The organism is Leptolyngbya sp. BL0902 (assembly GCF_016403105.1).
GTDB lineage: Bacteria > Cyanobacteriota > Cyanobacteriia > Phormidesmidales > Phormidesmidaceae > Nodosilinea.
Window position 1 is genome coordinate 755,006 of sequence record NZ_CP046155.1, and the last position, 25,065, is coordinate 780,070.

A 25,065-nucleotide genomic window follows, 5' to 3' on the forward strand; every position below is an offset into this window, starting at 1 on the left:
CTACGATGCTTCTCTTTGCTTGAAAGAAAAGCATCGTAGTCGTATTGCTAAACAGGTACTAGGTATTTAATCCATAAATATCAGTACCTGAACCCAATTCTCAGATTTGTAGAATATCCATGTGGCGAGAAAGTAAAAATTGAAGTGCAACTTGATTAGTTGCACTCTCGGAGTGATACTTGTCTGCCCAGTCTCGCACTAATTGATCGAGTTCCTGAAAAGCAGCATCTTTATTTTCAGGAAGAATTCCCAGGGTTTCAATGCCACGCATAACTTCAGGCTCTTCATCAACCCAGGCATACATTCCCTCGAAATAACGAGTTAAATCCTGAATCATCATATGGATCCGGGCCTGTCGATCACGAGGAGAATAATCTGTCTTAGCTAAGATGTAGGCCGATGGCCCTTGAGCTAATTTGACTTCCTGCACTGTGCCAGATTCTAAAAGCCGAAACTTGGCATGTTCGCCTAGCGCATCACTAAAAGCAATGCGTTTTTCTAAAGGTAAGGAAGCCTGCGACTTTTCATGGAGCTCCTTGATGAGAAAATGTAGGTCTTCCTCCTTAATCGCTAAGCATTTGGGAATATTTGTGGTAATACTAGCCTCTATGATCAGACGCTCACTCATGGTTAAGTTGAAGAGCTTGAGTCTTGACTCCCCCGGATGCATGGGAAATTTTTCAGCCCATATATAAGAAAAACCAATGAGATAGGAAGGCTCTACGCTGCCCAGTAAATGTAGAGTTTCTCCATTTTCAACTAAAGCCTCAAACTCGCTGACAATCTCCTTGACTCGACGAGGCTCAACATGATGAAGAAATCCAGTTCTTCTTAAATTTTTTCCTTCTTCTAAATAGGTTAGATAGACTGTGAACTTGGCAGCCATAGAAACGGCATCAATGACACGGCCATAGCGATGACCTAAATTCTTAATCAAGTTCACCACTAGCACAATCAGCAGAAAGTCAATATCGCTAACCTTCATTGCTTTTGCTAGTTGCTGATGATTAATCTTAATCCCGACCATGATGCAACGAACCTCGAAATCAATAAATGTACCCTGGAGAACTGACGCAATAGGATTCTTTTTTGCCCCTTGAGAAGACGACCGTCACTCAAAGTAGCATTCTCGAACTAGACCAATCACCTAAAATAGATTCAGTGGACTTTAGATGATTAGGAAGAGAGAAAACACTACGTTGTGAGTTTAAGACTGCGATTACTCAAGAGTAAAAGCGATGCTCCTTAAATTATACATCCCTAATAGGATAATTGAATACCTTGCATAACGTTTTCATGGTGTTAGTGATGCTCTTGGAATGGAAATATGAAAGGATGATCAGTGTGATTGGTCTTTTGGGGATGGTCTGAAAAGTTTTAAGCTTCACAAAAATCTTAAGGTTTCTTCCTAAAAGTAGTCTAGGGGGAATAAGCATATCGCAATTCTTCCTTTGCAGAGATCTTTGGCTTGGTGAGACGAGCTCTTGAACATAAGGTATGACTATAATTAAAATCTGAAGCTGAAGCTCTTTTTGTGTCTCAGGGAAATGCTTTCTGTTGCATTATTAAAGGGAAATTATCTGTTGTGACAGTAGGCCACTTGAAGCATATTTCTGATTCTTTCAACTGTTATTTTGCAGAGCAATCGCCGTCAAAATATGTAGAATCAGAAGGATTTTCGGAATTCTGAATTCAGCTATTCTATAAAGCTTATTTGCCCTAAAATCATTTCTTTGAGAGTGTTGATATTTTTCCGGCTCATGAATTATAGTCACTTCAATTAAATTTGAAATGGTCGCGGGATTGCTTCACAAGGTTTGTAGCCGATTAAGCTGTCTTATCCTTGTCGGAAACGACCATAAGGATTCTAGGAAAGTGGGTTTTGAAAATAGGGCGGCAGTCTGTTGACCCAGGGTGAATGACTTTTTGGTGGGTGATGATGAGCCAATTTTTTGCCTAGGCACAACAGAATGTTCAGTCTCGCGGAAAAGCAGGCTATAAGCATCATGTAACTTATATCGTGATCTCAGAGGAGTCTGACGCATTTGTGTGTGGCCTTTGTGAGGTTTCTGAGGTGTCAAGATTATGTATCTATAGTTACTTTTAAGTCTCCCTTTATGCCTTTTTGAGATTGAGAAGTGATGACTGCAAAAAACTGCTTCAAGGTGGGCTGCTGTGGAGTAAGCTTTGGGTAAGTAAGGATGATCTTGATTCCCGATGGAAATGCTTCTGTTGTCATTACGCTTGGATAGCCATGCAGTGTCCTCTGATCTGATCTACCTGATATAGCTTCCGCGCAGGTTGGGTTCGGCGAAGGGAAACCCAGCACTTGTTGAGGGTTTAGGCTATGGTGGGATCTGCCCGTCACATCTTGCCACTCACGAGTCATCGGGCTTTGGCTAACCCTGTCGTTGTCCATCATGTCGTTGTTCATCACGATGTACGGTTTGGACTTGGGCTGGACTGCGGCGGTTCATTTCAGTGACCTAGACCTGCTGAACCCGGGTCGAGCGGTCTGTGCGGATGCCCAAAGGGCTGCCCAGTGAAGCCGCCCATCATAGCTCTAAAGCTTTCTTAGGAGATCGTCGGCTTTCCCAGATTCCCCATGGCCAGATGAGTGACTACGGGAATAGACGGGTGGGGAGATCCGCCATGCCCCAGGTAGAACCCGGTTCGCCAGCGCGTTACACTGTTAAAAACCCGTATTTGGGCAGGTTTGGTCTATGAGTATGGAAATTAAAGCTGTGCAAGCCCCCTACTATGGCGATGCCATGTATCGCACGCCGCCCCCAGATTTGCCCTCTCTGCTGCTGAAGGAGCGAATTGTGTATCTGGGGTTGCCCCTGTTTTCGGGGGACGACATCAAGCAGCAGGTGGGCATCGACGTGACTGAACTGATCATCGCCCAGTTGCTCTACCTGCAATTTGACGACCCCGACAAGCCCATCTTCTTCTATATCAACTCCACGGGCACCTCTTGGTACGACGGCAATATGATTGGCTACGATACCGAAGCCTTTGCCATCTGCGACACCATTAATTACATCAAGCCCCCCGTCCACACCATTTGTATTGGTCAGGCGATGGGCTCGGCGGCGGTGATTTTGGCGGCGGGTACCAAGGGCTATCGAGCCAGTTTGCCCCATGCGCGGATTGTGCTGAACCAGCCCCGCAGCGGTGCCCAAGGCCAAGCCACCGACATCGAAATTCGCGCTAAGGAAGTGATCGACAACAAGCGATCCATGATGGAAATTCTGGCCCGCAGCACCGGTAAATCCATGGATGAGGTGATGCGCGATTCCGACCGGATGTTCTACATGAACCCCCAAGAGGCCAAGGAATACGGCATCATTGACCGGGTGCTAGAAAGTCGCAAAGAACTGCCGAAAATGCCTGCCGGAGTTGCCTAATGGGTGGCTGCTTCTTGATGTATTAGGCTCAGCCACCATGCATCAAAAAATGGTTTGAAATGGGTTACATCGTACTAACTCATCCTACCGAAACCGGACTATCAACATTTTCAAAAGCCTACCAAGCCTACGTTGTTTCTCATTAGTGAAGGTTGCAAAAACGCTATGCCCATCGGTACTCCCAAGGTTCCCTATCGTCTTCCCGGCAGCCAATACAGCCAGTGGGTTGATATCTACACCCGCCTCAACCAAGAGCGCATCATTTTTCTTGGTCAAGAAGTCACCGATACCCTGGCCAACTCTATTGTGGCGGCCATGCTCTATCTCGACTCCGACGACAACAGCAAGCCCATCTACCTCTACATCAACTCCCCCGGCGGCTCGGTGACGGCAGGCATGGCTATCTACGACACCATGCAGTACATCAAGTCCGACGTGGTGACGATTTGCCTGGGTCTGGCCGCTTCCATGGGCGCGTTCCTGCTGGCAGCAGGTAGCCCCGGCAAGCGGTTGGCCTTGCCCCACTCCCGGATTATGATCCACCAGCCCATGGGCGGCACCGGACGGCAACGCCTCCAGGCCAGCGACATCGCCATCGAGGCCAAGGAAATCCTGCGGGTGCGCCAGGAACTGAACGAAATGATGGCTCGCCACACGGGCAAACCCATTGAGCAAATCGAAAAAGACACCGACCGCGACTACTTTATGTCGGCCGAAGAAGCCGCTGCCTACGGCCTCATCGACAAAGTGATTGAAGACCGCAATCAGGAACTTGCCACCGCTGCGGCCTCGACGATTTAGTCTGACGATGACCTAGCCTGATAGGGCTGATTGGTTTTGCGATGGGTCTGCGTTTGTCTCAGCCCACCTATCGTCATCTTGAACTAGGGTGCGCTCCTATCTCAGAAAAAAACTGGCTGTTCTAGCTGTGTTTTTTAGGGGCGCACCTTTTTTGTACCCATTTGCTCCTTTGCCCTAGTAGAAAAAAGTGCGCTATTTCCCCTGAAAGTTGGCAGAATAGGGGCGACCTTCACGACTCTGCGTTCCCTAGGCTAGAATCCAGTCACCGGGGCGATTACCAAAGGTAGGATTCCATGGCGGCGGCACACTACTATCGAATTTTGGGTCTGCGCACCGGGGCCGATTTTGAGGCGGTGAAGCTGGCCTATCGTAATTTGGCGCGGCTATATCACCCTGATGTAAATCCGGGGGATCACCTCGCCAAGGAAAAGTTTGTTCAAATTACCCAGGCCTACCAGGCTATTGTCGATGCGCTGCCCGCCGGGGCGTCTAAGGTTAGGCCGCGAACTGCGGCCACAGCAGACTCTCAAACCTCAAAACCTACTCCCCCATCTGCGGCCACTGCGACCCCCTCAACGCCCAGTGCTGCGGTATCCGGTCGTGGGACGACTACTCGATCAGCGACAACGCCCTCAGCTACGCAGAAGAACACGGCCTCAACGCCACCGCCGCCGCCCATTCAGCAGCCCCCCGGTGGATCTAACGCCGACCAAGATTTGAAACAGAGTAGCTTCATTCAGCTTCAAACGTTCCTGCAAAACCAGCGCTACCCTAGGGCCGTCGCTTTGGTGGAAGGCTTGGCCCATCGTTTCCCCAACGACGTAGAAATTCGTCAGTGGCACGCCATTACCTACTACCGCTGGGGGCAGGCCGTCATCGGCGAGGGCAATTTCACCAAGGCATCGGCCTGTCTGAAAAAGGCGGCGCGGTTAGATCCGCTGAATCGTTCGCTGCAAAAATCCCTTCAGCAGGAATGGCAGCGGTTAGCCGAGGCCAGCCAGCGTCCGGTGGTTGGGGGGCGTCGTTAAGGGGTACGGCAAGGGACTGGGCCGTAAGGTTTGTCGCAAAAGATTAGGCCACGGGCTGGGGAACGGCCATTAGGGACTGAGCTTCCGCCAAGTGTTTGACCAGGGTAGCCTTGGGGATTGGGCCTTGCAGGTGATCCCAGGGCAGGGGCTGGTCGGTGGGCCAGGTGTCGTGGACGTAGAAGTCCAAGGGCGGAAGCTGGCCTTTCATGTCCTTAAAGGCGCGTTTGTAGCTGCCGAGGGAGTCGCCGTAGTGGCGCACCTGCTCCAAAAGCGGGGTGAGGCGGCGATCTCCCCTGGAAATGAGGGCTTGGATCACCGACCAGTTGTAGCTTTCGGGGCGAAAGTCTGCGCCGATTTTGCCCAGTTGTTTTTGCAGAAACTTCAGCCGTTTTTCCGCCTCGCGGTTGATGCCATACCACTGGAAGGGGGTGTGGGCCTTGGGTACAAAGGTGCTGCATCCGAGGGTGAGGCGCAGGCCGGGGGCGGCTTTTTTGAGGCGCTGCATCATGGTGGCGGTTTGTTCTAAATCCTCCATGTCTTCACCAGGAATACCCGCCATGCCGTAGAGCTTGAGGGCACTTAGCCCCCCGGCCTTGGCGTTGATGGCGGCGGCTTCGATCTCCTCCGTGGCCAGCTTTTTGTTGACGATCTGGCGTACCCGTTCCGAGCCACTTTCCACCGCAATGGTGACGGATCGGGTGCCGTGGCGGGTGAGGGTTTCCGCTAGTTTGGGGTTGACGGTGTTGGTGCGTACCGAGGCAATGCTGAGCCGGATGTGATCGAACTGGGGCTGGTTGAGGTAGTCCAGCAGGGTATCAAATTCGGGGTGCTGGGTCACAGACGCGCCCAGCAGGCCCAGGCGGTCCGTCACCGCTAGGCCGCGCTCGATGGCGGGGATGAGGGAGCCCTCTAAACTGGCGGTGCGAAAGGGCAAGGTGAGGTAGCTGGCGAGGCAAAAGCGGCACATTTCCGGGCAGCTTCGCACTACTTCCACCATAAAGATGTTTTCCCAAGCGGCCAGGGGCGTCACCACGGTAGAGGTAGACAGCACATTGCCCCGGTAGGTCTGTTTTTGCACCTGGGCGGGGATGCCATCGTCGATGGGTTCCATCGCCACCATCGGCCCAGTGGGGTCATCGTAAATGGGGCGATACAGCGCAGGCACATACACCCCCGGCATTTGGGCGAGGTGGCGCAGCGTTTCGGAGCGAGAAGCCGTTTTCAAAGCGTTGAGCTGATCAAAAAAATCATCCAGCAGGGTTTCGCCATCCCCCAGCAAAATCACGTCGAAAAAAGCGGCAAAGGGCTCTGGGTTGGCCGTCAGCACTGGGCCACCGCCAAACACTAGGGGATGCGTCTCCTCCCGATCTGCTGCATGGATGGGCACATGCAGGTTCTCTAGGTGGGTCAGCACATTGCCGTAGTCCAATTCCCAGGACAGCGAAAACCCCACCACATCGGGCCGAGCGGGCAACGGTTCCTGGTGATCCATAAACAAACGGCTTACCGTTACATCGGCCCGCCGCGCCAGGGTGGCCCACACCACTTGGTAGCCTAGGCTGGTAATGCCGACGCTGTAGGTATTGGGAAAGGCAAAAATGACGGCGAGGGCGTCCTCCGTGGCGGGAGTGGAATCAAACAGCAGGGTTTCGTCGGAGAAGGGAGAATCAGCCACGGGGTCGGTTAGGGATAGCGCCATTTCCTATAGTAAGGGCTATCGCTGGGGGACGAAGACCGTGACAGCCGCGATACGGTGGGCTAGGGTGAGGGCTTTCAAAGATTTATCTGCCAGGTTTTGTCAGTCAATCAGCCCAAGCCCTACCGCGTCCGGGTGTGATGCCTAGCAAAAACTAGAAAACTTGCTGATAATGGGGGGCGATCTCCGATGATTTTCTGAGCCCAAGCCCTGGCTATTGTGTCGTTAAGATGTGTGGTTGCACGGTGTTCGCGGATAGCTTTGCAAAGCTACGATGAAGGCATCGTCGCTACCCTCAGCTAACGCGAATCTCCAAGCTGGTTGAGGAACACTGTATCGGCAGTCGGCCTGTCTCCACAGCGTCGCTGTGTTTTAGCCATGCAACCCCTGCCCCCGTCTCGGCCCAGGCCCCTCCTCACCATTGAGGACGAAACCCTCCGCATTCCGCAACCTGCGGCCCCGGTTGCGCTGGCCGCTGAGGCAGATCGCCCCCGACTCGCAGCCGTGGCCCATCAATCCCTGCGCCAGGGCCTAGATCGATTTCGGCGGGGCCAGTATCCAGAGGCGCTAACTCGTCTACAGCAAGCCCTAGCTGGGTTTCAGCAAGCGGACGACCAACTCAACAGCGCCAAGGCGTTGCTGGTTTTGGCCAGTGCCTACTACCGTTTGGCGGATTACCTCTGGGCCGCTGACTATGGACGCCAATGCCTTAATTTGGCCGAGAAGATGGGCGACCTGTCGTTGCAGCAGCAGGTTTTAGAGCACTTGGGCAACTGCCATCGCCACCTGGGCGATCCGCAAACGGCCCTAGACTATATGGGCCAAAGTCTGCAACTGGCTAAGGACTTGGAGGACACCCCATCAGAAATGCGGGTGCTCAATAATTTGGCTATGATCTACCGGGCTAAGGGGCTCAATCGCCAAGCGGCCACCCTCTACGAAGCTAGCTGGGTGATGGCCAAAAGCCTAGGAGACAAGAAGGTACAACTGCAAGTGCTGCAAAACCTGGGCAATACCTACCAAACTCTCCACCACTACGCCCAGTCCATCGAGTGCTACGAGCGGTTTTTGCAGCTGTACGAGACGACTCCTGACGATGTGGCCAGCAACCAGACAACGCGCCGTGTGCTAACTCAATTAACCCGCGCCAGCCGCGCCATCCAAGACTACAGCCGCGCCATTGTGTATCTTCAGCGCCACCTCGACTTAGCCTGCACCCTGGGCGATGCCAAGGGGTCAGCCCTGCTCATTGATGAACTGAGCCAGTGCTACATTGCCTTGAACCAGGTGCGATCCTTTCAGTCGCCGCCCATGGTGTCTATGGAGTTTAGCCATTGACGCCCTGCCCCCTCCATATCCGTATCGATATCCATATCCGTCGCCCATGCCATATCCGTCCGATGGAGTTGTGGCTATGGCTCAAACGATACCGAGTTTGGGCGGGGTTAGCTAGGATAAATCCTAGGGGAACTCATGGGGTGGCTGATGCAGTCCTAATTTCCTAGCCGTCCTCGCTGACGGCCCTTTCTTAACAGCATGGCTATGGCACACACGGTTCTAACACGATTGGCTTCAGGATCTCTCATTCTGGGTACTTTGCTGGGGGGGTTGCCCCTCTCGCTGCCAAGGGACGGCGGGCGCGTCCTTGGCCCCCAAGCAGCCCTGGCCCAATCTACGCTGGATGAAGCGACGACGGTGCGGGTCTATGACCGCGTCAGTCCGGCGGTGGTGTCGATTCAGACGCGCACAGGAGGAGGCAGCGGCAGCATTGTGGATGCCGATGGCCTGATTCTCACCAATGCCCACGTAGTCGGGAGTGAACGCGTGGTGACGGTACGCCTGACCGATGGGCGCACCTTTCAGGGCGATGTGGTGGGCTATGGAGCCAACCGACTCGATTTGGCTGCTGTGCGCCTGCGGGGCAATCCTCGTAACCTCCCGACCGTAACGATAGCGCCGCCTAATTCGGTGCGGGTGGGCCAAAGTGCCCTGGCCATTGGCAGCCCCTTTGGCCTCCAGGGTACTCTCACGGTGGGTATCGTCAGCCGCATTGACACTGAGCGCAACCTGATTCAAACCGATGCCGCCATCAACCCCGGCAACTCCGGCGGGCCGCTGCTGAACCGAGACGGCCAACTGATTGGCGTCAACACCTCCATTTTCACCACCGGGCAATCGGGGGGCAACGTGGGGATTGGGTTTGCCATTCCCACCGATGCCGTCCAGCAATTCCTGGCCTCGGTGCGGTCGGGGCAGGCAAGCACCACGGCCCAGGGTGGGCGCACCGACCGAGAGCCTGTCGCCATTGCCCTCAACGGCTCCCCCGTCCAGGGAAGGCTCGACAGCAGCAGCAACATCCTCCCCGACGGCAGCTACTACAACCCCTACAGCTTTCAGGGGCAGGCCGGGCAGCGCATTACCATTGATATGGTCAGCAACGAAATTGACGCCTACCTGATTCTGATCTCCGCTGACCACGACGACTTTTTTGTGCAGGATGACGACAGCGGCGGCAACCTCAATGCCCGTCTGTCGGTGCAGTTGCCCCATACCGGAACCTACGTGATTTTGGCCAACGCCTACGCTGAGGGCGAAACTGGGCGTTACCAACTGCGCCTGAGCAGCCGCGACACCGGGGCCACCCCCAGCGTTCCCCAAGGGAGTGGGGCGATTCTGCGCCAGCAGGGCACCCTAGCCCCCGGCGATGCCACCCTCAGCGATGGGTCTCTGTACCAGGAATATCGCTTCCAGGGGCGAGCGGGCCAAACCGTGCGGATTCAGCTCAACAGCGATGTCTTCGACACCTACCTGATCCTGCTGGATGACCAGGGCAATCGCCTCGGCGAAAACGACGACCGCGCCCCCGGCGACACCAACGCAGAACTGGTGGTTACGCTGCCCCGCAATGGCTCCTATCGGGTCATTGTCAATGCCTTTGACCGCACCGGACAAGGGCCTTTTCTGCTGACGGTAGACTAGAATCCTGTCTCTGGCTGGCCTTTTCCCCCTGGCCCTTGGCTCCCAACCCAGCGGCCTGGGCCAAGGGTGAAGCAGGCTGGGTTAGAGTAGGGAAGCGCCAGAATCCTACGGGGTGGTGATGTGTTTCAAGCGAAGGATAGGGCGATGAGGAATAGCCAAAATCAACGCAGATGGCTGCTGCCTGGAGTGGGCGGCTTGGCCTTGGCGATTAGCCTGGGGTGGGGGCATCCCTGGGTGCAGGCCCAAGATACGATTACCCTGCGATCCGACATCCAGGAAGCCAACACCACCACGGGCATCATCACCGCCCGTGGCAACGTCCAGATTGACTACCCCGCCCAGCAAATTCGGGCCACGGCGGCCCAGGCCAACTACTACAGCAACGAGCGGCGCATCGTCCTGAGTGGAAATGTGTTGGTCAATCAGCAGGGCAACACTCTGCGGGCCGAAGTCGTCACCTATCTCATCGATGAGGGGCGTTTTGTGGCAGCCCCTCGCCCCAGCAACCAGGTTGAAACCATTTACCAAATCCCGGCCTCCCAGGCCCCGGCCCTGGCGATCCCAACGCCCACGCCCCCCCGCGTACCACCGACGCCCCCCGCTGCCGTGCTGGAGGTCAGCCCAGTGGAGCGTGGCCCTGGGGCCGATCCCTCCCTTGAGGTCGATACCTTGCCCCTCGGTCGGTAGCGATGGCGGCTTTGGCCCTACCCTTTGCTCGTGGGGCCTATGGGCCTTTGATACAATCACTCCAGACTGCTTTGCCCTTTACTTGCCTAGGCCCTTTGAAAATCGTTCTAGACAATGTGCAAAAAATCTATGGCAAACGCCAGGTGGTGAACCGAGTCAGTTTGTCGGTGGCCCAGGGAGAAATTGTCGGCCTGCTGGGGCCAAACGGGGCTGGCAAAACCACCACCTTCTACATGGCTACGGGGCTCGAACGGCCTAACTACGGCAAGGTTTGCCTCGACCAGATTGACATTACCGATCTGCCCATGCACCAGCGAGCGCGGTTGGGTATTGGCTACTTGGCCCAGGAGGCCAGCATTTTTCGCAACCTCTCCGTGGCCGATAATATTCGCCTCGTGCTGCAACAAACCCGCGTCCCCGTTGAGGAGCACGAGGAACGGCTGCACCATCTCCTCAAAGAATTTCGGCTGGAGAAGGTTGCCAACACCCTGGGCATTCAGGTCTCTGGGGGTGAGCGGCGACGGACAGAGCTAGCCCGATCCCTAGCTTCGGGAGCCGATGGGCCAAAGTTCCTCTTTTTGGATGAACCCTTTGCTGGGGTCGATCCCATCGCCGTGGCCGAAATCCAAGACATCGTGGCCAAGCTGCGGGATCGAGACATGGGCATTCTGATTACCGACCACAACGTGCGCGAAACCCTGCGAATCATCGACCGAGCCTACATCATGAGTGACGGCCAAATCCTCGCCTCCGGCAATGCCGAAGACCTCTACCAAAACCCCCTCGTGCGCGAGCATTACCTCGGCCAGGATTTTTCCCTCTAGGCCCGCCCCCGCCCTGTCTCCCTTGACTGTCGTTCTACCTTTTCCCTGCCATGGCTACGGTCTCGTCTCCGCCCCAATCCCTTGTTCGGCCTCGGCCCTCCTGGTGGCCCCACATCGCCATCATGGATCGCTACATTGCCAAGGAGCTGACCCTACCCTTTTTGTTTGGGGTGGGAGCCTTTTCCTCCATTGGTATTTCCATTGGGGCGCTGTTCGAGCTAATTCGACGCATCACCGAATCGGGGCTATCCATTACCCTGGCGGCGCAAATTTTCCTGCTGAAGCTGCCGGAATTTGTGGTGCTGGCCTTTCCCATGTCCACCCTGCTCTCCACGATGATGACCTACAGCCGCTTCTCTAGCGACAGCGAGCTGATTGCGCTGCAAGGGGTGGGGGTCAGCATTCGGCGGATTATTGCCCCGGCGGTGGTGCTGAGCTTCTTGGTAACGGGGCTCACCTTTGTGTTCAATGAGTTGATTACCCCCGCCGCCAACTATCGCGCTGCCGTCACCCTTGAGACGGCCCTCAATTCTGAGCGGCCCCCCTTCCAAGAGCGCAACATTTTCTACCAAGAATTTCAGCCCGCCGCCGATGACCCCAGCGCCCAAGAACTCAAACGCCAGTTCTACGCCCGCCGCTTTGACGGCACCACCATGCACGGGCTGACGATTTTAGACTTTTCCCAGCAGGGACTCAACCAGGTCGTTAGTGCTGAAAGCGCCACCTGGGACGTGCAAAATAACGTCTGGACGTTCTACAACGGCACCATCTACGTGGTGGCTCCCGATGGGTCGTTCCGCAATATTGTCACCTTTGAAAGTCAGGCATTACAACTGCCCCGCACTCCCCTCGACTTGGCCAATCGCACCAAAAACGACACCGAAATGAACATTGCCGAGGCCACCGAGCAACTTGAGCTGGTGCGCCAAAGCGGCGATGAACGGAAAATCCGGCGCTGGCAAATTCGGATTCAGCAAAAGTATGCCCTGCCCTTTGTGTGCGTGGTGTTTGGGCTGGTGGGTTCCTCCATTGGCGTGCTGCCCCAGCGCACCAGCCGCGCCACCAGTTTTGGTATCAGCATTGTGATTATCTTTGGCTACTACCTGCTGTCCTTCATCACCAATGCCATGGGCGAAGTGGGCCTAGTGTCGCCCTTCGCCGCCGCCTGGATTCCCACCTTCCTGGGCCTCGCCATCGGCCTATACCTGCTCTTCCGGGCCTCTAAATAAGCCCAGCAGAGCCGCTTAGGAAATCCTCCCCCAAAAAGCCAGGAGCGGCAAAAGTGCTTCAAAGTCCCTCTCCCAAGTTGGGTGAGGGATTGAGGGTGAGGGCAAGTCGTTAGCCTAGGAACTGAGGGGCGAACCCGCCTCATCGCAAGTGCCCCCCAGGGCGTTGACAATGGTGCAGGTGTTGATCACCAGCATGGCCTGGGTCGTAGCCGCAGGGCTATCTGGGCCTTCTGGCCCCTCCACAATGAGGGGAACCTCGGCCACCGTCACCCCCGCGTTGTTGGCCACCGTTTGAATGAGAGCTGGATTGGTGGTGGACTCAGCAAAAATAGCAGGCACCGTGGCGGCTTTGATTTGATCCACCAGGGCCGTCAAGGCTCTGGGTGACGGTTGAGCATCGGTATTGAGGCCACTCAACGCTCCCTTGACCTCAAACCCATAGGCTTCAGCAAAGTAGCGAAAGGCATCATGGGGCGTAACCAACCGCCGATTGGGAGAGGGCACCGTCGCCACCTGGGCCTGAATCCAGGCGTCGATCTCGGTAAACTCGTCGGCCAACTGATCGGCCCTAGCCCGGTAGCGACTGGCCTGATCAGGGCTCACCTCCGAGAGGGCATCAGCAATGACAGCGGCCATAGCGGCGTTGTGACGGGCATTGTGCCACACATGGGGATCGGGCACCGTCTCTTCTGCCACGAACTCTGAGGCTGAGGAATCGCCGTGATCGTGGTCGTGCTCATGGTCGTGGCTGTGATCATGGTCGTGGCCGTGATCATGGTTGTGCCCCGCCCCCAGGATGGGATTCGGTACTGCCAGTTCCAGCACCGCCACCCTTGGAGCCGGATTTTGGCTCGCCATCACCACATTGAATACCGATGGCGCAAAGTTGTAGCCGTCGTACAGCACCAAATCTGCGCTATCCACAGCCTGTCGATCTGAGGGGCGGGCCTGATAGGTGTGGGGGTCTTGCCCCGGAGCTAACAGACAAACCAGGTCTACACTATCCTCGGCGACCTGCTGAGTTAAATCGCACAGCACACGACTGGTGGCCACCACCTGAAGACGATCTCCATCGACCCCACCCCCAGCGCTGTTTTCCCCGCTGCTGGCACAGCCGCCTAGAGCCGCCGCCACTAACGTTAACCCCAGCGCTACAAAACTTCGATACTGCTTCACCATAACGTCTTGAGTGAATGATAATCGTTATCATTCTAGCTGAAGGCTAGCCCTAGTGACGGTGAACGACGGTGATCAATCCGCTAAGCTCAGCCTGAGCGGGATTAGTTTTTCAGTTGGAGGTAAACGGCTGGGATGTAGTGTGACACAGCGCCAACCAACGCTTATTTCTTCTGGGTGAGGTGGCGCGGTGATCGAGCCCCAAAATCCTAAAACCCTCAGCCAACTCAGGGCACTGCTGTGCTACACCCAAGCTACTTTAGAGCAGGATTAGATTGAATACAGGGCGGATGAGGAGACTCGAACTCCCGAATGGTGGAACCACAATCCACTGCCTTAACCACTTGGCTACACCCGCCATATTTGCGTTTCCGCGTTTTTTACTCTAGCACATGGAAGGTCACACTGTAGGGAATATTCAAGGGTAAGTTTTTAGACCCGCTGGATGAGGGTTAGCCCAAGGGGCATCGTTGCTTTGGGTGCAGGAAGCTGTGGATGGGTCGAGAAAGTGGCGGTTGGTGTGAATAACAATGCTGGATTGCTGCATCGGATACCAGTGATTCCTGGCGCAGTTTCTATAATAGGTAAACATTCGTTGCCCTAGGATCTCTAGATTGAAGGTAGCGTGAGCTTAGGAGGTATCTGCGGTGTCCACCAACTTGTTTCCAGCAACGGCCTATCTGCTGGTGTACCACGGCAGTCGCGATCCTCGGCCCGGTCAGGCGGCAGAACGACTGGCCCAGCTCGTGCGTGAACAACTCAACTCTCCCCATGGGACAACGGTTTCTAGCTCACCCCCCCTCCCAGGTACGCCCCTGAGCCCCTTTGAACGCTTGCCTGCCGCAATGTATGGTAGCGGTCTGGCCGCCGCCAGTCAGCCGCGTCGGGCTATGGCAGATCCCATCCTGGTGGGCACCGCTTGCTTGGAAACAGGGGCACTGCCGCTGCACCAGCAAATCGTAAAATTCGGGCGGCGGGCGGCGGCGGCGGGGGCAACGGCGATTCGCATCGTTCCCATCTTTTTGCTGCGAGGGGTGCATGTGCTGCGCGACCTTCCTGCTGAGATGCAGATGGCCCAGCGGTCTCTGCCAGATCTAGCGCTGTCCCTCACGCCTTCCCTGGGTGATCATCCAGGGCTGCGCCATCTGGCACAAGAACGTCTACAGACGACGACGGCAGAGGCGTGGCTGTTGCTAGCCCACGGCAGTCGGCGGCCAGAGGGCAACCGCGCCATTCAAACCCTGGCCCAGTCTTTAGGGGGAGCCGTGGCCTATTGGGCGGTGCCGCCTCACCTAGAGACCCAAATCATTCATCTGATCCAGCAGGGCGTACAGCGGCTGGCTATTTTGCCCTATTTCCTGTTCACGGGCACAACTACCGACGCCATCACCCAGCGCACGGAGGAACTGGCGGAGCGGTTCCCAGGCTTGGGGATTCACCTGCTGCCTCCCCTTGGCCCTTCTCCGGCCCTGGCTCAACTGGTAGCAGACTTAGCCCTAGGACAGGGTGCTGTTGCCCCTGCTCAGCCTGCGGTATCACTCAAGCGGATGGCCCGTCGTTCGCTGTTGCAGCCGTCTTCGATGGTGTCTTAGCGGCTTCCTAGGAGTGTGTTTTGCCCCAATTATCCAGGGCTCAGCAACGATAGATCACATCTATGGAGCTGGCCCGGTTCGGTGGCATGATGAAGGTTCAGTAGTTTGGCGATGACCTTGACACCTTCTTCAATGGATGCGGCCTCGATTCCAGGCAAAGTCTATCTGGTGGGGGCTGGCCCCGGCGATCCGGGGTTGTTTACCCTGAAGGGCAAAAGTTTGCTGGAGTGCGCCGATGTGGTAGTACACGATGCCTTGGTGAGTGCGCCGATTTTAGCCATGATCAACCCCCAGGCGGAGGTGATCAATGCGGGTAAGCGGCAGGGCAGCCATTCCATGCTCCAGCCAGATATTACCCAGCTTTTGATTGACAAGGCCACTGATCACGCCATTGTGGTGCGGCTGAAGGGGGGGGATCCCTTTGTGTTTGGCCGGGGTGGTGAGGAAATGGCTGGGCTGGTGGCGGCGGGCATTGCCGTGGAGGTGGTGCCGGGGATTACCGCTGGAGTGGCGGTGCCTGCCTATGCGGGCATCCCTGTCACCCATCGAGAGGACAGTTCCTCCGTGGCCTTTGTGACGGGGCACGAGTCGGCGGGGAAGTATCGGCCCCAGGTGAACTGGCGGGCCTTGGCCCAGGGCGTGGAAACCCTGGTGATTTATATGGGTATTCGCAATCTGGACACGATTACCGCCGAACTGTTGGCCGCTGACCTCAGACCAGAAACCCCCGTGGCGCTGATTCGCTGGGGCACCCATCCCCAACAAGAAACGTTGCTAGGCACCCTGGCCACCATTGCAGATCGGGTGGAAGCCACGGGGTTTAAGGCTCCAGCCATTGCGGTGATTGGCCAAGTGGTGCGTTGGCAAGCGCAGTTTCAGCACTGCCGCCCAGGGCCTAGGGATTGGGGGAAATGAACCTAGCCTAGGAGGCACCTTTATTGAGGAGCTTCCCCATCACGGCTTTTAACCGCTCTGGCTCGCAGGGCTTGGTCAGATAACCGGAGGCTCCGGCGAGGCGGGCTTCTTCGCGATCTCGCTGGGTATCGCGGGATGTGACCATGACAATCGGGATATTTTTGAACCGGGGCAGGCTGCGCACGGTGCGACACAGCTCAAAGCCATCGATACCGGGCATGGAAATATCTAGCAGGAGGGCTTTGATGGAGGTTTCCTGATAAATCACCGAGAGGGCATCCACGGCATTGTCCGCCAGCAAGACACGGTAGCTGGAGTCCAGCGCGCGCTTAATCATTTGCTGGCTGATCAAACTGTCGTCTACCGATAAAACAGTTTCTTTCGACGCGACATCGGTGGACATGGTGGGCAACCTCTTGGGGCTAACAGACAGACACTGGAGCGCTCAATGCCAGAAAAACTCGTTTTTTGAGCTTTTATGACCAACGACAGAAACGATGCACCCCCTTCCACCTAGATCATTCCCCATTCTATTTTCAGGGACCCTAAATGTTATGGTTTTTAACGCATCGCCCCTAAGAACTCCACATTCTGGCTACCCCTCTATTTTAGGGGAAAGGGCCAAAACCGGAGTTGTCCTACCGATCTGACGCCATCTACCCGGATTTACCCCCGATGGCTCGGAATGGGGTGGGCCAAGCCTGTCTCCGGGCTTGGTCTGTTTGCCCTGACCCGTTGTCATCTGTGGGGGTTGCTGTGAGTTCTGCCTTAGCCACCCTGAAACCGCTTCCTTCTCTCGTGGCGCTGGTGCTGGCGGGGGGGCAGAGCCGCCGGATGGGAACGGACAAGGCGCTGCTTCCGTGGCAGGGAGAGCCATTACTAAGCCGCACCTGTCGGGCCGCGCTGGCCTGTACATCCCAGGTCTATGTGGTCACACCCTGGAGGGAGCAGTACCGATCCATCCTGCCTGCCACGGTGGATCTGTGGCCAGAACCGCCCACCCTGGAGCCGGATGGCAAGCGCCCTGGCCCTTTGATGGCCTTGGCGTCGGTAGTGGCAGAACTGGCGAATTGTGACCTAGCCCATCGCCCCCAATGGGTGCTGGCCCTTGCCTGCGACTTGCCGAACCTGGATGGGACGGCGTTGCAGCGGTGGGCGGAGCATCTGGCAACCTTGTCCCCGTCGGTGATGGCCTACCTACCTCAAAGCCAGGGCCGATGGGAGCCCCTGTGTGGGTTTTACCGTGTGGCCTGTGTTGCCAGTTGGAATGCCTACCTCGCCACCGGAAAACGGTCTTTTCAGGGCTGGCTGCATCAGCAGTCGGTGGCGATGATTCCCGATGTGAATCCGGCCTGGTTGATGAACCTCAACACCCCAGATGACCTGGCTGACGGACAGGGCTCTTAGAGCCCCCCTGGATCGGCATCGACAGAGCCTCTAGATCCTCTGTGAATTGGTGCGGCCCTCTAGCTCTGGTTTGGAGCACGTTTGCCCGTGGTTGTGGGAATGGAGTCGTTACACATCCAGCTCTAGGGAAAGCTGGTAGATTCGCTTTTTGGGTTGCCCAGTGGCTTGGGCCAATTGGCGGCTGGCGTCGGCGCGGGAAAGCCCTTGGCGGATGAGGCGTTCTAGCTCGGTGCGGAGGGCGTCGTCGGTGAGGGTGATTTCGCCCTGGGGGGCACCCTGAATAATCACAGTAAATTCGCCCTTTGGATCCTGGGTTTGGTAGTGGGCGAGGGCTTCTGCCAGGGTGCCGCGCCAAAATTCTTCAAACCGTTTGGTGAGCTCACGACCTAGGGTGATGGGACGAGCTGGGCCGAGACGCTCCTGCAAATCCGCCAGGGTTTTGACCAGTTTGTGGGGCGCTTCGTAGAGAATCACCGTGCGATCTTCCCGCTGGATAGCCTCTAGGCGGGCGGTGCGCCCTGTGCCCTTGAGGGGCAGAAATCCCTCAAACACAAAGCGATCCGTCGGTTGCCCGGAAACACAAAGCGCCGTCATTGCCGCCGTGGGGCCAGGGATCGGCACCACGGGAATATCCGCTTCTACACAGGCTGCGACGAGTTCGTAGCCCGGATCGGAAATTCCGGGCATTCCGGCATCGGAGACCAGCGCCACGGAATGCTGCCGTTCTTGCAGGTGGTGCAGCACTTCCCCCAGACGGCTTTGGCGGTTGTGTTCGTGGTAGCTAATTTGGGGCGTGGTGATCTGAAAATGTTGCAGCAGCTTGCCCGTGTGGCGGGTGTCCTCCGCCGCAATCAAATCCACCGATTGCAGGATACGCACGGCCCGAAAGGTCATGTCCTCCAGGTTGCCGAGGGGCGTCCCCACCACGTAGAGATATCCCGGCTTTGGATCCGATGGTGCGGCGTCAGGCATAGTGTGTGTCGTCTTAGTGCGTTAACAGACCGATTTATCAGAGAATCGCAAAGTTCTTGACGCCCTCACCCTAAATCCCTCTCCCAATTCGGGAGAGGGACTTTGAATCTCTTCTAGCTCCCCTCTCCTTCCTGGGAGAGGGGCTGGGGGTGAGGGCCAGATCGCGCTAAAGGAGAACGTCTGCCATCCGCGAAGTATCCCAGGTTTTCGGGCAGAACCCTAGGCCATCACCATGCCGCCATCGACATTGAAGACCTGCCCGGTGATGTAGGCGGCGGCGGGGTCGGCGGCGAGGAAGCGCACCATGCCTGCGATGTCTTCGGGTTTGCCAAAGCGCCCTAGGGGAATGAACTTGAGGATATCTTCGGTGTTGGGCAGGTCGCCCGTCATGTCGGTTTCAATGAAGCCCGGAGCCACGGCGTTGACGGTGACGCCTCGGCTGGACATCTCCTTAGCCACGGTTTTGGTGAAGCCGATCACCCCGGCCTTGGCGGCACTGTAGTTAGCCTGTCCGGGGTTGCCCATTTGCCCCGCCACCGAAGCAATGTTGATAATCCGCCCAGAGCGCTGCTTCAGCATCCCCTTAGCCACAGCCTTGGTGCAGAGGAACACCCCGGTGAGGTTGAGGTCGATCACCGCCTGCCAGTCCTCTAGCTTCATCCGCAGCAGCAGGGTGTCGCGGGTGATACCTGCGTTGTTCACCAAAATATCAATGCGGCCAAAGGCTTCTAGGGTTTGACTGATCAGCGCATCGACCTGATCGGCCTGGGAGACATCCGCTTGCAGGGCCAGGGCTTGGCCACCCTCAGCGGTAATTTGGGCCACAATTTCCTCGGCGGCGGTGGAGGATCGGGCGTAGTTCACGACTACCTTGGCCCCTTCCGCCGCTAGGGCCAACGCCACGGCGCGACCAATTCCCCGGGATGCCCCCGTGACCAGTGCAACCTGTCCCTCAAGCTGTTGTGCTGCCATCGCCAACTGTCTCCTTCGTCCCTGTAATTCTCATAGGCCTGTTTGGGATCGGTGTGGCCTGAGCCTGGTCGGCCCCAGTGCCGTTGGTATTGCTCCATCGATCCGCCCAATGGTTGTATCACGAAATTGGCCTTGAATAGCCTGGAATAAAGGTTGTGAATAGGACTTACCGCTGACTGGCGTTGAGCACTGTCAGCCCAATGATGGCATTAGCCCCGTTGTAGCGAATTACAATATTTTCGTCAGTTAGCTCACTATCCTCTGCGGATTGGGGGGGGTAATGAAAGTCGATATAAAGCACATCAGCTTCGTCATCATAAACCATAAAAAAGGGCTGTTTAGGCAAATCATGGAGCAGGGGCAAGACATTCAGATAGGATTGCGCCTCTTGATAGCTAGCTACGGCCATAGTTGTTGCCTCCGATTTAGGGAATTGACTTTCCGGGTCGAGAACGCTGTAATCACAAAACCGTCGTTTTCTTCTTCCTTATAGACTACAACTAGCCACTTTCCAGGCTGAATTTCTCGCAGGGCCATCAAGGCTTCTTGGTCGCCAGATATAATCCGAGTGGGTGTAGCAATGGTTTCTAGGAGTTGCTGTTTTGCACTGTCAAGATCAGCATGGCGCTGAATAATATGATTCCAACGCTCATCCGGCAAGCGAATGGCAACGCCGTTGATGGAGATAGCAATACTGACCATGGTGAAAAATTAGACGAAAATTCCCTAACTGAGAGCAATTAAATGAGTTTTCTCAAGCGGTATTTACTCTGAAAAGGGCGAGCATTAGTCGCCTGTCTGAAGCACCTGGCTGGGCCGAGAAATGCCCCGTTGGGTTAGTCCTGCATCAATGTCGCGCAAAAGTTGGGTGTCGGCGTCGCCCATGGGGGAATGGAGAGCAGCACCAGGCCGTAGAAAGTCGAACGCCGCGAGGACTTCCTGCGGATTGGCGGCGATGGGGGCGTCCATGTGGGCCGGAATCACCCGTTCAAACTGCCAGGTGGTGATTTGTTTGGCCCAGTCCATTACTTCCCTTGGCCCTCGGTTAAAAATCAGGGTTTTGAGGATGGGGGCGACGGAGAGTTTGCCTTGGTTGTGCAGGGCGTTGAACGAGGCGGGCCAGTTGGCTTGCCAGCGGAAGGGGTAGAGGCCGAAGTAGTTTTGGCGAGAGCGATCCGGGGCTTGCTTGGCTTCGCGGAACATTTCCCCGGTGGTGGCCACTTCCAAACTGCTGGGCCGAAAGTAGAAGGCGAATAGGGCGATGCGCTGCCAGCCTTTGCGACGGTTTTCCGGCGTATCCACGATGGCATCGGTGGGGCTGTCCTTGGCGTGGAACAGCAGCGGAAAAGGGTTGAGCTGCACAATGGCGGGGGGCTCGGCGGGAATGGACACCAGGGCATCCGTCACCATCAGCGTCCGGCTGGGGCGATGGAAGCAGGCGGTTTCCCCAAAGGGGCCAAGGCCAAGGGGAATGGGGGGCAGAATGGCGCAATCCACCTGGTCGGCAAAGGGCAGACGAGAACAGTCCTGGGGCAAGAGCTGGGTGCGATCCGCAGGCAAACCCAGCCAGGGCAGGGGCAAATTAAGCGGGAAGCTCCACTGGTTGGGGGTGACGTAAACCTGGGCCTGGGGGAAACGGCGGGCAAAGGGGCCAACAAAAACCTTGTGCTCAATCCCCGTCACGGTGGACAAAATAATGTGGCGTACCGGGCCGTGGCGATCCTCCAGTTCCCGCAGCAGGCGAACGCATTCTGCCGTCGGAGCCACTGGAGAATAGACCAGCAGGCCACGGGGATCTAGCCGCACCACCGTCATCCGAATCGGCACCACCACGTAGAAAATGCCCTGGAATTGGTCAAAGGTCCACACCGTATCTTTGACCACCTCGGTACGCAGGGTGGGCCGCTGGCCGTAGGGATAGAGGGGCACCAGGGGCCAAAAGGGCCAAGCGGTGTCATGGGAACGGGACGAAGCAGGAGCGACGGTCATGGACAGGATTTTGATGGACAGTTGATGGTTCGCAAAAATGTTGTGAGGCCGTTTTTGGCCCCTTCTCCTGCCTGGAAGAGGAGCCAGGGGTGGGCGTTAGCGATGGCAAGATAGGCTAGACCTTGTTTATTTTAGGGCTGCTTCCCACTTCCGCCCATCTTCATTCTCCCCGAGCACACCGGGGCTGGGGCGATAGAATTTGGGCAGACCCGCTGTTCATTTTCTAAAAACTATGCTGAAGGATGCAAAACACTGGCTGTCGGCCTACTGGCCTTGGTGCGTCCTATCGATAGCGGGGCTGTTGACCGTGGATGCGGGCATTCGCTTGCTGGCGGAGCATCTGTGGTTTGTGGAGGTGAACTATGTGGAGGTGTTTTGGCTGCGGCTGCGGTCTCAACTGCTGCTGGGACTGGTTCCCATTGGCCTGACGCTGCTCTTTACCTGGGGCAACCTAGCCCTGGCCGACCGGACGACGCCCCTGCCGCCGCCCCCAGAGCGAGCCTCGAAAACCCAAGGATTAGACCTGCGGGGAGTGCTGCTGCTGTCGGGGCTGCTGAGCTTTTTGGTGGGGCTGCAAGTGGTCTATCAAGGGCAACTGGTCGCCAACTTTTGGCGTGAAACCACAACGCTCTACCAATCCAGTTCACCCCTACCCCTGTGGCCCACGCTGCAACTGTTTTGGGTCATCAGCGAAATTTTGCTGACCCAGCCTTGGCTGATTGGGGCACTAGGGATCAGTACGGTGGCCTTCGTGGTCTACCCCCGGCAGTTGGGGCGGCTGGCAGCGGGGCTAATGAGCCTGGGTTGTGGCCTGATTTTGGCCCAGCAGTGGCCGACGGTGCTATTGGCCTTTGATCCTGTGGCTTTCAACGAAACGGAGCCCATTTTTAAGCGGGACATTGGCTTCTACATCTTTCAACTACCGCTGCTGAATTTGGTGGAATTTTGGCTGATTGGGATCCTTTTTTTCACCTTTGTGGTCGTTTGCCTGGTCTATCTCCTGCGGGGAGGAACCCTAAGCCGGGGTCGGTTCTACGGCTTTTCCGCCTCCCAGCAGCAGCATCTCTATACCCTGGCGGGGCTCCTGTTTGTCATTACCAGCTTTAGCCACTGGTTAGGCCGCTACGACATCCTTTATTCCCAGGAGGGCGTAGTTTATGGGGCAGGCTATACCCATGTCCATGTGCTGCTGCCCGTCAACGGGGTGCTGATGCTGCTAACCCTGGGCCTGGGCCTGGTGTTTCTGTGGCGGGGGCTGCTGTGGCGACCCAGCTACTTCAATCCCCTAGGTAAGGTATCGCGACGGCAGAGCCGCATCTGGGGCTGGTTTGATCTGGGCTGCACCAGTTTGCTGGTCAACGGTATTAGCCTGTACCTGGTGCTGGCCCTGGTGGGGTTGGTGTTGGCTCCGGCGGTGGTGCAGCGGTTGGTGGTGCAGCCCAATGAATTGCAGCGGGAACGCCCCTACATTACCAACTCCATCGCCCTGACGCGGGCCGCCTTTGACCTAGAGGCAATTGATTCAGAACCCTTTGACCCCAGCGGCGACCTGACGGTGGAGGATTTAGAACGCAATGATTTGACCCTAGAAAATATTCGCCTGTGGGATACGCGCCCGCTGCTGGAAAGTAACCGCCAGCTTCAGCAAATCCGGCTGTACTACGAGTTTAAAGACGCCGACTTCGACCGCTACAGCATCCTCAACCAAGAGCGCCGCTCGGAACGGCGACAGGTGATGATCTCAGCGCGGGAACTCAACTACGAACGGGTGCCCGACATCGCCAAAACCTGGGTGAACGAGCACCTGGTCTACACCCACGGCTTTGGCTTCACCCTCAGCCCCGTCAACACCGCTGGCCCCGATGGTCTACCTGTCTACTTTGTACGCGGGATTGAAAACATTCCCAGCAGCGAGGAGGTGCGCCAGAGTATCCCCATCGGCGATCCGCGCCTGTATTTTGGGGAACTCACCGACACCTACATCATGACCAACACCAAGGTGCTAGAGCTGGACTACCCCAGCGGCAACGAAAACATCTACACCACCTACCTGGGGCGGGGGGGCATTCCGTTAGATGGCCCCTGGCGACGGCTGCTGTTTGCCCGCTATCTCAAAGATTGGCGGATGCTATTCACCGAAGACTTTACGCCCGATACCCGCCTGCTGTTTCGCCGCAACATTGCTGAACGAGTTCGCACTATCGCTCCGTTCCTGCGGTTTGATACCGACCCTTACCTGGTAACGGTAGATATTGGCGGCCAATCCCGCCAGTGGGGCACCGGAATCGCCCACGGCAGCGCCCCGCCCGAACAGGTCGATCTCCAAGCCTTTCGGGATCGCGATCCCAGCTTTATCCAGTCCAACTTCAATACCCAAACCGGGGAAAACTACCTGTATTGGATCATCGACGCCTACACCGTCAGTAGCCGCTACCCCTACTCCGATCCGGGCGACAAGACCTTCAACTACATCCGCAACTCGGTCAAAGTGGTGGTAGATGCCTTTAACGGATCCGTTTCCTTCTTTGTGGCAGAGCCCGACGACCCCATCATCCAGGCCTGGAGCGGCCTATTGCCCGGTATGTTCGAGCCTCTAACCGCTATGCCGGAGGATCTCCATGCCCACATCCGCTACCCCCAGGACTTATTCTCGGTGCAGGCCGATGCCTTGATGACCTACCATATGACCGACCCCCAGGTGTTCTACAACCGGGAAGATCAGTGGCGTGCCCCCACCGAAATCTACGCCAGCGAAACCCAGCAGGTGGAACCCTACTACCTGATCATGAAACTGCCTGAGGAGGACAACGAAGAATTTATCCTGCTGCGGCTGTTTACCCCGGCCCAGCGCAATAATCTTGTGGCTTGGCTGGCGGCGAGGTCAGATGGCGACCGCTATGGACGACGCCTACTCTATCGCTTCCCCAAACAGGAACTTGTCTTTGGCCCCGAGCAAATCGAAGCCCGCATCAACCAAGACCCAGAAATCTCCCAGCGCATCTCCCTCTGGGATACCCAAGGATCCCGGGCGCAGCAGGGCAACCTCCTCGTCATCCCCATCGAGCAGTCGTTGCTTTACGTCGAACCCCTCTACTTGGTGGCCGAACAAAACCAGCTGCCCACCCTCACGCGGGTGATCATGGTCTACCGCAACCGCATCGCCATGGCCCCCACACTGGCCGATGTGCTGTCCGCCATTTTCCTGGAAGAACCGCCCCCCACCTTGCCCATCCTGCGGGAACTGGAAGAGGAATTACCTGACAATGTTCTCCCCGCTTCGCCCTCAGAGGGAGACGACGCAGGTGCTCTTTCTGTAGAACTACTATCGGCTAATGGTTCCTTGGCCCCCACAGCTCAGCCTCGTTAAGGGCTTACAGATTCACGCCAT

The 25,065-nt window shown here is 56.7% G+C and carries 22 protein-coding genes and 1 tRNA gene; 12 read left to right on the forward strand and 11 right to left on the reverse strand.

Translation table 11 applies throughout. The features are described 5' to 3' along the window. Positions 1-100: 100 nt before the first annotated feature. Both hetR and GFS31_RS03425 read right to left on the reverse strand, forming a co-directional pair. Positions 101-1,027, reverse strand: coding sequence for a heterocyst differentiation control protein (hetR, locus tag GFS31_RS03420; RefSeq protein ID WP_198806875.1), 927 nt, complete (start codon positions 1,025-1,027; stop codon positions 101-103). A 1,056-nt stretch (positions 1,028-2,083) separates the two neighbouring features. After that, on the reverse strand, positions 2,084-2,434 hold the full coding sequence (locus tag GFS31_RS03425) for a hypothetical protein (protein ID WP_198806876.1): 351 nt from the start codon (positions 2,432-2,434) through the stop codon (positions 2,084-2,086). Between the two features lie 289 nt (positions 2,435-2,723). Here GFS31_RS03425 and GFS31_RS03430 point away from each other — a divergent pair, with 289 nt between their 5' ends. The 3 genes from GFS31_RS03430 to GFS31_RS03440 all read left to right on the forward strand — a co-directional run bounded on the left by GFS31_RS03430 (position 2,724) and on the right by GFS31_RS03440 (position 5,239). Beyond that, positions 2,724-3,410 (forward strand): ATP-dependent Clp protease proteolytic subunit, encoded by a 687-nt coding sequence (locus GFS31_RS03430; protein ID WP_198806877.1) that lies wholly within the window; start codon positions 2,724-2,726, stop codon positions 3,408-3,410. A 165-nt stretch (positions 3,411-3,575) separates the two neighbouring features. Next, positions 3,576-4,211, forward strand: a complete 636-nt coding sequence (locus tag GFS31_RS03435) for an ATP-dependent Clp protease proteolytic subunit (protein ID WP_198806878.1) — start codon at positions 3,576-3,578, stop codon at positions 4,209-4,211. A 293-nt stretch (positions 4,212-4,504) separates the two neighbouring features. Continuing rightward, a complete protein-coding gene (locus GFS31_RS03440) occupies positions 4,505-5,239 on the forward strand; it encodes a J domain-containing protein (RefSeq protein WP_198806879.1) in 735 nt (244 codons plus the stop codon). A 43-nt stretch (positions 5,240-5,282) separates the two neighbouring features. Here GFS31_RS03440 and GFS31_RS03445 read toward each other — a convergent pair whose 3' ends face one another. Further along, positions 5,283-6,938, reverse strand: coding sequence for a B12-binding domain-containing radical SAM protein (locus GFS31_RS03445; RefSeq protein ID WP_198806880.1), 1,656 nt, complete (start codon positions 6,936-6,938; stop codon positions 5,283-5,285). Positions 6,939-7,313: 375 nt separating this feature from the next. On the opposite strand from GFS31_RS03445, the gene GFS31_RS03450 reads away from it, so the two are divergent. From GFS31_RS03450 to GFS31_RS03470, 5 genes are all read left to right on the forward strand, one after another. Next, a complete protein-coding gene (locus GFS31_RS03450) occupies positions 7,314-8,273 on the forward strand; it encodes a tetratricopeptide repeat protein (RefSeq protein ID WP_198806881.1) in 960 nt (319 codons plus the stop codon). A 228-nt stretch (positions 8,274-8,501) separates the two neighbouring features. Continuing rightward, positions 8,502-9,914, forward strand: a complete 1,413-nt coding sequence (locus GFS31_RS03455) for a trypsin-like peptidase domain-containing protein (RefSeq protein ID WP_225907551.1) — start codon at positions 8,502-8,504, stop codon at positions 9,912-9,914. A 144-nt stretch (positions 9,915-10,058) separates the two neighbouring features. Continuing rightward, positions 10,059-10,601 carry an LptA/OstA family protein gene (locus GFS31_RS03460; protein ID WP_198806883.1) on the forward strand — a complete coding sequence of 181 codons (543 nt, stop codon included), beginning with the start codon at positions 10,059-10,061 and terminating at the stop codon, positions 10,599-10,601. A 95-nt stretch (positions 10,602-10,696) separates the two neighbouring features. Continuing rightward, complete coding sequence (gene lptB, locus GFS31_RS03465) at positions 10,697-11,425, forward strand: LPS export ABC transporter ATP-binding protein (protein WP_198806884.1); 729 nt, start codon at positions 10,697-10,699, stop codon at positions 11,423-11,425. A 50-nt stretch (positions 11,426-11,475) separates the two neighbouring features. Next, on the forward strand, positions 11,476-12,654 hold the full coding sequence (locus GFS31_RS03470) for an LptF/LptG family permease (protein WP_317135067.1): 1,179 nt from the start codon (positions 11,476-11,478) through the stop codon (positions 12,652-12,654). 114 nt (positions 12,655-12,768) lie between these two features. Here the strand turns inward: GFS31_RS03470 and GFS31_RS03475 are convergent, their stop codons facing one another. After that, a complete protein-coding gene (locus GFS31_RS03475; RefSeq protein WP_198806885.1) occupies positions 12,769-13,833 on the reverse strand; it encodes a metal ABC transporter solute-binding protein, Zn/Mn family in 1,065 nt (354 codons plus the stop codon). Between the two features lie 282 nt (positions 13,834-14,115). Continuing rightward, positions 14,116-14,188, reverse strand: a tRNA-His gene (locus tag GFS31_RS03480). A gap of 289 nt (positions 14,189-14,477) precedes the next feature. On the opposite strand from GFS31_RS03480, the gene GFS31_RS03485 reads away from it, so the two are divergent. Next, a complete protein-coding gene (locus GFS31_RS03485; protein WP_198806886.1) occupies positions 14,478-15,422 on the forward strand; it encodes a sirohydrochlorin chelatase in 945 nt (314 codons plus the stop codon). A 111-nt stretch (positions 15,423-15,533) separates the two neighbouring features. Further along, positions 15,534-16,337 carry a uroporphyrinogen-III C-methyltransferase gene (cobA, locus tag GFS31_RS03490; RefSeq protein WP_225907552.1) on the forward strand — a complete coding sequence of 268 codons (804 nt, stop codon included), beginning with the start codon at positions 15,534-15,536 and terminating at the stop codon, positions 16,335-16,337. 7 nt (positions 16,338-16,344) lie between these two features. Here cobA and GFS31_RS03495 read toward each other — a convergent pair whose 3' ends face one another. Beyond that, complete coding sequence (locus GFS31_RS03495; protein ID WP_198806887.1) at positions 16,345-16,740, reverse strand: response regulator; 396 nt, start codon at positions 16,738-16,740, stop codon at positions 16,345-16,347. Positions 16,741-17,093: 353 nt separating this feature from the next. Between GFS31_RS03495 and GFS31_RS03500 the strand changes: the two genes are divergently transcribed. Beyond that, positions 17,094-17,744 carry a molybdenum cofactor guanylyltransferase gene (locus GFS31_RS03500; RefSeq protein ID WP_198806888.1) on the forward strand — a complete coding sequence of 217 codons (651 nt, stop codon included), beginning with the start codon at positions 17,094-17,096 and terminating at the stop codon, positions 17,742-17,744. 108 nt (positions 17,745-17,852) lie between these two features. On the opposite strand, the gene rsmI is transcribed toward GFS31_RS03500, so the two are convergent. The 5 genes from rsmI to GFS31_RS03525 all read right to left on the reverse strand — a co-directional run bounded on the left by rsmI (position 17,853) and on the right by GFS31_RS03525 (position 21,677). Then, positions 17,853-18,716 (reverse strand): 16S rRNA (cytidine(1402)-2'-O)-methyltransferase, encoded by an 864-nt coding sequence (rsmI, locus tag GFS31_RS03505; RefSeq protein ID WP_198806889.1) that lies wholly within the window; start codon positions 18,714-18,716, stop codon positions 17,853-17,855. A gap of 219 nt (positions 18,717-18,935) precedes the next feature. Further along, positions 18,936-19,688, reverse strand: a complete 753-nt coding sequence (fabG, locus tag GFS31_RS03510; protein WP_198806890.1) for a 3-oxoacyl-[acyl-carrier-protein] reductase — start codon at positions 19,686-19,688, stop codon at positions 18,936-18,938. Between the two features lie 166 nt (positions 19,689-19,854). After that, positions 19,855-20,097, reverse strand: a complete 243-nt coding sequence (locus GFS31_RS03515) for a DUF2283 domain-containing protein (RefSeq protein WP_198806891.1) — start codon at positions 20,095-20,097, stop codon at positions 19,855-19,857. Continuing rightward, a complete protein-coding gene (locus GFS31_RS03520; protein ID WP_198806892.1) occupies positions 20,088-20,390 on the reverse strand; it encodes a hypothetical protein in 303 nt (100 codons plus the stop codon). Before GFS31_RS03520 ends, GFS31_RS03515 begins: the two co-directional genes overlap by 10 nt. A gap of 84 nt (positions 20,391-20,474) precedes the next feature. Continuing rightward, positions 20,475-21,677 (reverse strand): DUF4336 domain-containing protein, encoded by a 1,203-nt coding sequence (locus GFS31_RS03525; RefSeq protein ID WP_198806893.1) that lies wholly within the window; start codon positions 21,675-21,677, stop codon positions 20,475-20,477. A 232-nt stretch (positions 21,678-21,909) separates the two neighbouring features. On the opposite strand from GFS31_RS03525, the gene GFS31_RS03530 reads away from it, so the two are divergent. Next, positions 21,910-25,044, forward strand: a complete 3,135-nt coding sequence (locus tag GFS31_RS03530) for a UPF0182 family protein (RefSeq protein ID WP_198806894.1) — start codon at positions 21,910-21,912, stop codon at positions 25,042-25,044. Positions 25,045-25,065 lie beyond the last annotated feature (21 nt).